This is a genomic window from Mesorhizobium sp. M1365 (assembly GCF_040317865.1).
Classification (GTDB): domain Bacteria; phylum Pseudomonadota; class Alphaproteobacteria; order Rhizobiales; family Rhizobiaceae; genus Mesorhizobium.
In genome coordinates, this window is sequence record NZ_JAMYLG010000077.1 from 1 (window position 1) to 9,627 (window position 9,627).

Genomic DNA, 9,627 nt, shown 5'->3' on the forward strand with positions numbered 1-9,627 from the left:
TTCGGCGTAACCGCGCAGCACCGGCTTCTGCTCGAGCGCGCGGCGGGTGCGGATGTCGTCGGCGGCTTCATCAACGAGACGCTGGAGAACCTTGTTGCCGGGCAGGCCGAAGACGTAGTCGATCGCATTGTTCTCGCACCAGGCCATGACTTCCGCCCGGCCATAGTGGCCATCGCCGCGGATCAGAATGCGGGTGGCAGGCCAGCGGGCACGGATCATACGGACGAGGCGACGCAGATGGCCGCGGATCTCCTTGCCCGTCGGGGTCTTGCCAGGACGCAGGATCATGGCGACCGGGCGTCCTGTCGCGGCGTCGTAGATGTGGATCGGCAGGAAGCAGCGCTCGTCGTAATGGTCATTGAAGAGCGAGAGCTGCTGATGGCCGTGAACGACATCAACCGTGTCGTCGATGTCGAGCGTCACGCTTTTGGGCGGCGCGGCATAGCTCGACAGCCAGAGATCGACCAGCACCCAGCCGAGCCGGATGACGGTGCGCAGGTCCGGCAGGTTCTCCAGGCGCGAGCAGGTCGGCTGCGAGCACAGATCAATCCCGCTGTCGGGCAGCCGCCCGCAGGCGAGCTTGAAGGCCGGGTCGGTGCGCAGTCGGTCGAGATCGTTGGCATCCTCGTAGCCGCACGCGATCGCAAAGATGCGGGCGCGCAGAATGTCGGCCATGGCGTGCGTCACCCGCTCTGGATCGCGCGGATCGTGGATCGCGGCGGCAAGTCTGGTCGGCCAGTTGCAGGCGTCGCTCGGCTGCGGCCAGCAGCATGACGCCACCATCCGAGGTGATGCGTCCGCCGTCAAACGCAGCTGTGATCTTCTTGCGTCCAACGGCTGGAAATGAGAGCGGCAGCAACGTATCGTCGGTCATGGCGGGTGTGGCACGCGAGACGCGGTGACAGGGTTGGATTAGACAACCGAATCCTACGCCAAATCAATCGCTTAGGCTACATCCGCCATCCCCTTGAACGCGCCGTCATGCATAAGACGGGCTAGTACGGTATTCGTTTCAACCGCACGCGCTCCGCCCGCGTCACAGCACTCTATGTCAGCTATGTTCGGTTGAATACGTCCATGTTCGGAACTTGACACACTGATGTACAAGTATTCCGCTATTGCATCGTCAAAGACTTGGTTTTGCTCGTCTTGCTCTCACAATCTCTTCGGCGGCACGCCGGTTGCAAGCGACACGGCGAAGGATCCGTTACGATCACGGGGCTCTCGCAGTCTCCAACCCGGGGGGTCTAAATGAAACGTGCGCGAACGAACCAGACGGAGCGGGATCCGGAGGCGGGTATTGCTGATTGCGAGGACCAGAACCTGAGCGAACATGAGCTAAACGTGCCGGCGACCGCCGCAGCGTCTCGCGTTTGCTCGCCCACAAACTCGGAACCGCGGGCCCGAACAGCGATCATGAAATTCATCGAGGGGACGCGCGTCGTTACAGAAGGTGAGCTGGAAGCCAACGGCATTACGCGTTATCAAGTCACAAAATTCTATCGTGAACAGGTCAGGACCAGTGGTTACTACGACCAGCTTAGATACATTGTCGAACCCTCATTCGACGAGTTCGAGAGCTCCGGCAATCTGGATACGAGCGGCGAGCACGACAATACGGTCATGCCCGGACTTCAGCACAAGTACGCCCAGACCGGGTTGTTGCTGGTAACGGACCGTTGCGCTTCATACTGCCGTTATTGCTTTCGCAAACGCATCGTTGGCAAGCACTCCGATGAAATCACAACTGATTTCACCCAGATTGCGCGATATATTAGCAATCATCCTGAGATGACAAATGTATTGCTTTCGGGAGGTGACCCATTCGTGCTCAGCACCGCCAAGCTTGACAAAATTCTTGATCATCTGCTGCCAATCCCGCATTTGGACTCGATCCGATTCGGCACAAAAGCAATCGCCTACCAGCCCAAGCGGTTCGAGGATCCCGCTCTACCGGCTCTGTTCCAACGGATCCATGAAACGGGCAAAGCCTCGGTGGTCGTCACACATTTCGACCACATCGGTGAAATCTCGGTCGACGCGGAGCGCAACATTCGCTCTTTGCGTGCACAGGGTGTGCAGTTTCTCAATCAGTCCGTGCTTCTCGCGAAAGTCAACGACGATCCGGAGATCTTGGCAGCTACCTTCGCCAAGTGCCATCAAATGGGTGTCCGTCCATATTACCTCTTTCAGGGCAGGCCGGTGAAAGGCGCCTCACACTTCCAGGTTTCGCTGCGCCGCGGAACAGAGATTGCGCGCGGCATCAACCAACGTCTCAGCGGCATCCAAAAAACGTTCAAATACATCATGTCTCATTACACTGGAAAGATCGAGATCCTTGACCTTGTAGCTGATGGCCGAGTCTATATGCGATACCATCAAAACAAGACTCCCGAAAAGATCGGAAAGATCTTTTCGAGGCCATACCTCGAGGGCGCTTGCTGGTTGGATGATTTGCCCGAAGCATGAGATCGAAAGCCGCGCAATGCTGATTGCCGAGACAGAGCGCACGGATCACAAAGCGCGCCGTTTCCAGGTGGCGAGCCGTGACCAGGTGGTGGCGATTTTCCCGTTCGCCCATGAAGCCGGGGTTGAATGCTGCATGCCGATGGGAACGCTGTTGCAGCGGCGGGCGAACAGTGACCTGGGCATCGCTTGCACGATTCCTAAGGCTACCGCGATGCTGGACCGCGCGCAGGAAACACGGTGGGCTCAGTCACGAAGGTTAATGCCACTCGCTATCCACAAAAGCAGTCACGAGATCGCGGCAAAACCTAAGGGGTGGTGGATCACCGCGCCCATCGGGTTTCGGTCCATCACGGCATCAAGACATTGTAACCGTGGGGTGATTGGCGGCCCCATGCCGCGGGAGGTCAAATGATGGTTGCGAAGCATTTAGACAATGTGAAAAAAACTTCACCAAATGGTTCTTTAAGTATCCTAAGATCCGTGCGAGAAACGATATTGCCGAGAGGACGTTATAAGGAAAAAGCAAAATGAGTTACGGGTCGGGAAATACAGTGTCACTATCGGACGTCGAAGCATACTTTAGCGAAGATTACATCCATTTTGGAGATGTTATAAATCCTCCGGAGACAAGTGACCGGCAAGCAGAGGCAATTTGGACCCTTCTTTCACTTGGACAGGGCAGCTCAGTTCTTGAACTTGGATGCGGTTATGGGCGGATTACTAACCGGTTGGCTGAAAAAGAAGCACAGGTAACCGGACTTGATATCTCGCCCATCTTGCTACAAAAAGCCGAAGCAGACGCGGCGGGACGCGGAGTAAATGTTGAGTATGTTCTGGGTGACATGCGCTCACTTCCCTGGCGAGATCGATTTGACGCGGTTTTTCTGTGGTACACGACGTTTGGCTATTTCGATGACGCGGACAATGAGAGAGTTCTTCGTGAAGTTGCGTGTTCGCTTCGAAAGGGCGGGCGTCTTCTAATCGGTCACGCCAATCGCTTCGCTTTTCTGCGCCACAAGTCGCCTATCTACGTCGTGCAGCGAAACGACGATCTTAGAATCGATATAATGAGCGACGATGTACTAAGCGATCGGCGCAACTTGGAAAGGATTGTCGTCCGCGACGGATGCGTTAGACGATCGCATCTTTCTTTCAGACAGTATGGGTTTTCTGATTATGTTCGCATGTTGCGGAGCGCGGGGTTCGAAACAGCGCAGGCTTATGGGGAGCAAGGTGGCGCGTTTACATCCGATAGCTCGCAGCTCGTGGTTGTTGCGTACAAATGAGACTAGCGAAGGTTGTCCTATAATATGTTAGGCCCCGTTTTCAAATAGTTTTCCGGTAGGGTCAATAATTCCTTTTTTTATGACGATTTGTCGCTTCGCCGAAGCCAAACCGCATCGGCAGCCTCGAAGCAAATCGTTGTTGTCGGAGCAGGAGAACTGCTAGTGTCTGCATTTGGTCAAGAAGAGTATCGCGCACGCACGACCCGCCTGCGCCGCCAGATGGCCCAGCGGGGTATCGACGCACTGCTTGTCTTGAATGAAGGGAATATGAACTATCTCACCGGCTACGAAGGTTTTTCCGATTACGTCCCGCAGCTGGCTCTTGTTTGTCAAGACGAGGAGGATCCCTGGCTCATATTGCGTGAGATGGACACTCTATGTGCGGACGCTAGCTCGTATCTGCCGCAATCTCACGTCCTTGGTTATCCAGAGAAATACATAGCTTCGAGCCAGCTCACGGCGTGGCAGCCCATCGCCGAACTTGTTCGCGAGCGCAGCCCATCTGGCCGCATTGCGGTCGAACTATCGGGCAAAATACTTGGAGTGAAAGGTCATGCCGCCTTGATCAGAAGTCTAGGAACACCGGATTTCATCGATGCCGATGGGATGATTTCAGCACTAAAGGCGATAAAGTCACCTGCTGAAATCGCATACATGGAGCAGGCAGGAAAGATCGTCGATAGAGCTATGCAAATCGCCAGGCTTGCAATTTCTGTTGGTGCCAGAGAATGCGACGTGGCTGCTGATATAACGCATGCATTATACTCTGGAACTCCGGAATTTCCAGGATGGACGTCTCGTAGCCCTTTGGTAACAATGCCAGTAGGCTCGCCCGGCGCCGCGCCACACCTTACCTGGACGGACGGATATTACAAGATGGGCTGCCAGACGAATTTCGAACTCGGCGCGGTCCGTCACCGATATTGCTGCGCATTGTCGCGGACGGTTTTTTTGGGAGAGCCGACCGCTAGGTCGCGGCACGTTCACCAAGCGTGCCTTGACGGCTTCCTAGCTGCCTTCGGAGCTATGCGGGCTGGGGTGACCAGCAGTGATGTGGAGCGAGCTTTTCGGCGCGAATTTGGACCTCGAGGCGTACGAAAAGAATCCAGAATTGGATATTCAATAGGCATCGATTGGGTGGACGGCGGCCCGTGCTTCCAAGAGGGCGATGAGACCGTGCTCCAGACCAACATGACCTTCCACCTTCTCATTGGTATCTTTGAAAAGACGGATGGCTACATCTTCAGTGAAACTGTTCGCGTGACTGATAATGGCGCGGAGTCGCTGAGCAATATGTCACGCGACCTGCTGGTAAATTGCTGACTTTTTGGGATTGCGATGCCCGGCGCAGCACCAATACGATGCGCCGGCATGCACACCGCCAGGCTGCGCTAACGTTGTGACTCTAGCGCTTGTTTCGCACGGGCGCTCGTCGCCAGTCTTGTATGTAGCTCCAGCGGAGCGTCGCAATAAATGGCCGCAGCTCAGAAGAAGCGCAGAAGTCCGGGCATAGCGCTGCCAATATTGCAGGGAGCCGGCCAAGGCCGCGTGATAACCATCGCTACGACGACCGCCCTTCGATATGGCTGCTATAGGAGTGACAACAGATGACTGATTTTCCTCGTACCCAAGGGAGGCGCTGGCCGTCCTGGGTGAGGCCTCGATTGGCGTTCCACGGAGCGCCCCGTGGGCATTTTGATGCTTGACCGGATGCCCGGACGAGGCCTCCGCCCGTATATTCCCGGAGATACCGGCAATGCCACCACGTGGAGCGTTCCCGTGCGCTATAAGACGGGACCCGAGCTCAATAATGGCCTGCCAATCCTTTGCACGATACAGGGGCCACCGAAGCTGGGCGCCTCCAGGAAAGCGGAAGCCGTCTCTTCAAAGGCTGCTGCCCCGATACCGACAGCTATTTTTCGTCGCACGCGGGAAGTGGGTTTCGGACTCAGCTGTAAAGACAGAGATGGAGCCGCAGCGGAATTGACTAATGTGGCATTCCAGCAATCCTTGCGGGAGGCATTGCGGAAGCGGATGTGGCTGCAAACATTGACCAGGGTGCTGAGCAGGCTGGCGGTGTAAGCGTGAATCTTCCCGTGACCCTGCTGCTGGGCAAGAGGACGAAGCTTTCGCACGGCAGAGCCAAGGAGCCTCTGATCGGCAACGATGCGCTAGTCCGGCGTGAAGTACGATTTTGCCGACCGCGCGTCCATGCTACGCCGCCCCTATTCGCCAACTGCCCGGAATACGCCACATGTCAGAGGGTGCTCGGGCCGGTCGGCGCTGCGGCTGAGTATGCGCTCCCAGATTCTGTGCATGAGAATCCGGTTGAAACATGCGGATAAGCAGAAATGACATGAGGGGAATACCAACGGTCATGATGATCAACCGACATCTGCCCACTCTCGCTGGGCCAATGGCAGGAGGCGATTCTGACCGGCCACCGGATCACCTACCCAATTCCAATGGACTTAGCCAGTCGGCTGTCTGGAGGCGTGGTTCTGCTTTCAACCATCTGAGTTCTAGATGCACGTTATATCGATTATGTTCTTGCCAACTTATGGGCCGAAAATAGGGTGAGCACTAGGCAACGCCGGGAGGAAGAAGCGCTTGCCGCTGCCCAAGCTTGGAGGCTGATCGGGTTTGCCTGGGCCAGGTCTTGGATGAGGGAAGGAGTCCGAGCCACCTGACCAGAGTTATGATACAAGGGGAGAACCGCATGAACAAGCTGATGACGATGATAGCAGCTGCAGCCTCGCTCGCAGTTACAAGCATGAGCTCGATGGTTCTGACGTGGACGTTGCCAAGGCCATCGCCGAATATCTGGGGCCGAAGGTTCAATTTGTGACGCCGGCCTGGGATGTCATCACATCAGGCAACTGGCAGGACCGTTGGGATATGGCCATGGGTGAGATGATCCCAACCAAAGCCCGCGCCGAAAAACTTAACTTCCCGGCAGCGTACGCTTATCAGCTGGTGATAGCCGCCGTTCACAAGGATAGCAAAGCGACCAAGCCTTCCGATCTCGACGGCAAGGTGATCGGTCTCACGGCAAGCACAGTCGCCGAGTCTTATGCCAATCAAACCTTTACACAGGATTGGGTGGGCGCGCAGTCGGACGCTCAGCCAATAAAATTTCAATTCACGCCGGGCGAGATAAAGACCTATCAAACCAACAATATCGCTCTTGACGACCTTCGGCTCGGCGACGGTGTTCGTCTCGATGCGGTCCTCACTGATCGATCGAATCTTCGCAATGCGATCAAAGCTGGCTATCCAGTGAAAGAACTTAGCGAGCCCCTATTCTTCGTGCCCGCGGCTATTGCAATTCCTCGCGGCGACAAGGAATTCAGCGACAAAATCGCCGAGGCCATCAAAAATAAGGGACGATGTCACGCTCTCCAAGATAATGATCACGCAGTACGGAATTGACCGCTCCGTCGAAAAGTAAGTGGTGAATCGCTAGCGACCAAGGCTGGCCTAGGTCGTTTCTTTTTTTTAAAAGGACAGCTCATGCTCTACCAGGACACAGTCGAATCCGAGATCCTGGTCCATAAGCCGAAGTTCATCGCTTCTATATTCGCAGTCGTGCTCGTTGTGTTTTTGGCGTTCAACCTGACGGGCACGACTATGGGCGAGCTCATGCGGCCGATCATCGGCGATCCGCTGGAGAGCGGCCTCTACGGGCGCTTCGCAATTGCGTTTGTGATTGCGGTCGTGTTCTGCGCTAACCTCGTGATGATCGGCTTTGCGCCGTTGAAGCTACAAATCGGCCTCGTGTGGTTCGAGCTGCTGGTTCTGTTCCTCGCTTTCTTCGAAACATTTAACTTAAGTCTGCCTTTCATATGGATCAACTTGCCCTTCCTCATTACACAGGGGGTGGTGACGACAATCTATATCTCCGCGATTTCACTAGTATTCGCGTCAATAATTGCGATCTTCGGTGCTATTGCAAAATTGTCAAGCAACGGCTTCGCCTATGCCATTGCCAGCTTTTACACTTCATTTTTCCGCGGCCTGCCGCTTCTCATGCAGATTTACCTGATTTATCTCGGCCTGCCGCAGCTGGGCATTGTGATGGATGCCGTGCCATCAGGCATATTGGCGCTTTCGCTGTGCATTGGCGCGTACATGACCGAAATCTTCCGTTCGGGCATTGCCAGCATCGACCGCGGCCAATGGGAGGCGTCCCGATCCATGGGCTTCGGCTTCGGTCTTACGATGCGCAAGATCATCCTGCCGCAGGCGCTTCCCGTCATCATCCCGCCGATGGGAAACATGTTCATCGGGATGGTGAAGGACAGTTCGCTCGTCTCGGTTCTCGGCGTTTGGGAGTTGACGTTCCTTGCTCGCACAATCGGTCAGCCGACCTTCCATCACATGGAAATGCTGATAGCCGCGGCAATTATCTATTGGATTATGACCGTCTGCCTCGAGCTGATCCAATCTAGGATCGAGCGTCATTTTGACAGGAGCAAGGTGCGATGACCGTCAGCGGCGTGGTTCAAGTGCAGGGGGGTCCAAACGGATATTCTAATGCGCCTGCTGATGTGGGGCGTCATGAGTCGAGTTCGGATCGGAAGTCTTCGAGCGAGGGGCATGGGCCGGTGAGCCACACAGTTATCGAAGCCAAAAACGTCTCGAAGTGGTACGGCAGCTTCAGGGCATTGACTGATATCAACCTGACTGTCCACAAAGGCGAACGCGTCGTCATCTGCGGACCTTCCGGATCGGGAAAGTCGACGCTCGTTCGCTGCTTCAACCGACTCGAAGCGAACCAGGAGGGCGAGATCACCGTCAACGGGATCAGGTTGCACGACAAGATGCGCAACGTGGCCGAAGTTCGTAAGAACGTTGGAATGGTATTCCAGCACTTCAATCTCTTTCCGCACATGACGGTGCTGATGAACTGCATGGCCGCGCCGATGTGGATCAAGGGCGTGCCCAAGGCCGAGGCAAGGCAGATCGCGCTCAAATTCCTCGAGCGCGTGCGCATACCCGAGCAGGCGAACAAATTCCCCGGTCAGCTCTCAGGAGGCCAGCAGCAGCGCGTCGCCATTGCCCGCTCGCTCTGCATGGAGCCAGCTGTCATGCTCTTCGATGAGCCGACGTCCTCGCTCGATCCGGAGATGGTCGCCGAAGTCCTCGAGACGATGACTAGTCTCGCGCGCGACGGCATGACAATGGTTTGCGTAACCCACGAGATGGGTTTTGCGCGCTCTGTCGCGGACCGGGTGATCTTTATGGATGAAGGCCGGATCGTTGAAGAGGGCAAGCCGCACGACTTCTTCACTAAGCCTCAACACGACAGAACGAAGCTCTTTCTAAGCCAGATCCTGAAACACTGAGCCGCGTCAGATGATGTGGACTGCAGTCTAGTAAGGCAGGAGAATCTTGCTGCACCGACGCAGCCTGTTTACGCGCTTCCCGGCGCCAGGCGAAGACCTGCTGCGGCCTCAGGCCATAGCGGCGGGCAACCTCGGAAATGATTGCGTTCGGCTCCAGCGTCTCCGCGATGATCCGCCGCACCGACAAAGCAGAATGTCGCGTGTTGGGCTCTTTTGGCGCGGAAGACGTAAAGCGCGCCGTTGAACGGATCGGCCCCCATCGTCTCGCGCACCAGCGCAGCCAGCCCCTCCGCGCCCTTTCGGTTATGTGGAGCTCCGCATAACCGAAATTATGTGGAGCGCAGGATTATGCTGAGTCCGCAGCGGCAATTCCTTGCCGACTGCGGTGTGTGAGAAGTGATCACTCGACATAATTTACCGATCGGCTGATGGACTTCAGCGTAAGCGGGTAGCTGATGCCGTTCAGCGATGGTAGTTCCAAGGCATGAGCGCCTCGATAGCGCTGTTTGGCCAGCCATTGGCGA

At 56.0% G+C, this 9,627-nt stretch carries 8 protein-coding genes and 2 pseudogenes; 7 read left to right on the forward strand and 3 right to left on the reverse strand.

Going from position 1 to position 9,627, the window contains the following annotated elements:
* Positions 1-874 (reverse strand): annotated as a pseudogene (locus tag NKH04_RS32290) (IS1380 family transposase); the annotation flags it as partial.
* 542 nt (positions 875-1,416) lie between these two features.
* Between NKH04_RS32290 and NKH04_RS32295 the strand changes: the two are divergent.
* The 7 genes from NKH04_RS32295 (at position 1,417) to NKH04_RS32325 (ending at position 9,103) form a co-directional block, all read left to right on the forward strand.
* Positions 1,417-2,469 (forward strand): KamA family radical SAM protein, encoded by a 1,053-nt coding sequence (locus tag NKH04_RS32295; RefSeq protein WP_353045548.1) that lies wholly within the window; start codon positions 1,417-1,419, stop codon positions 2,467-2,469.
* 16 nt (positions 2,470-2,485) lie between these two features.
* Positions 2,486-2,881 carry a hypothetical protein gene (locus NKH04_RS32300; RefSeq protein ID WP_353045543.1) on the forward strand — a complete coding sequence of 132 codons (396 nt, stop codon included), beginning with the start codon at positions 2,486-2,488 and terminating at the stop codon, positions 2,879-2,881.
* 115 nt (positions 2,882-2,996) lie between these two features.
* Positions 2,997-3,755, forward strand: a complete 759-nt coding sequence (locus NKH04_RS32305; RefSeq protein WP_353045544.1) for a class I SAM-dependent methyltransferase — start codon at positions 2,997-2,999, stop codon at positions 3,753-3,755.
* Positions 3,756-3,917: 162 nt separating this feature from the next.
* Positions 3,918-5,078, forward strand: coding sequence for a M24 family metallopeptidase (locus tag NKH04_RS32310; protein WP_353045545.1), 1,161 nt, complete (start codon positions 3,918-3,920; stop codon positions 5,076-5,078).
* A gap of 1,470 nt (positions 5,079-6,548) precedes the next feature.
* Positions 6,549-7,187, forward strand: coding sequence for a transporter substrate-binding domain-containing protein (locus NKH04_RS32315; protein WP_353045546.1), 639 nt, complete (start codon positions 6,549-6,551; stop codon positions 7,185-7,187).
* 81 nt (positions 7,188-7,268) lie between these two features.
* Positions 7,269-8,243, forward strand: coding sequence for an amino acid ABC transporter permease (locus NKH04_RS32320; RefSeq protein WP_353045547.1), 975 nt, complete (start codon positions 7,269-7,271; stop codon positions 8,241-8,243).
* 119 nt (positions 8,244-8,362) lie between these two features.
* Positions 8,363-9,103 (forward strand): amino acid ABC transporter ATP-binding protein, encoded by a 741-nt coding sequence (locus tag NKH04_RS32325; protein ID WP_353045549.1) that lies wholly within the window; start codon positions 8,363-8,365, stop codon positions 9,101-9,103.
* Here NKH04_RS32325 and NKH04_RS32330 read toward each other — a convergent pair.
* Both NKH04_RS32330 and NKH04_RS32335 read right to left on the reverse strand, forming a co-directional pair.
* The gene (locus tag NKH04_RS32330; RefSeq protein WP_353045550.1) at positions 9,048-9,353 is read right to left on the reverse strand and encodes a transposase; all 306 of its coding nucleotides are present in this window, start codon (positions 9,351-9,353) and stop codon (positions 9,048-9,050) included. The genes NKH04_RS32325 and NKH04_RS32330 overlap by 56 nt on opposite strands.
* A pseudogene (locus NKH04_RS32335) lies at positions 9,316-9,393 on the reverse strand (hypothetical protein); the annotation flags it as partial. The gene NKH04_RS32330 and the pseudogene NKH04_RS32335, both read right to left, overlap by 38 nt.
* Positions 9,394-9,627 lie beyond the last annotated feature (234 nt).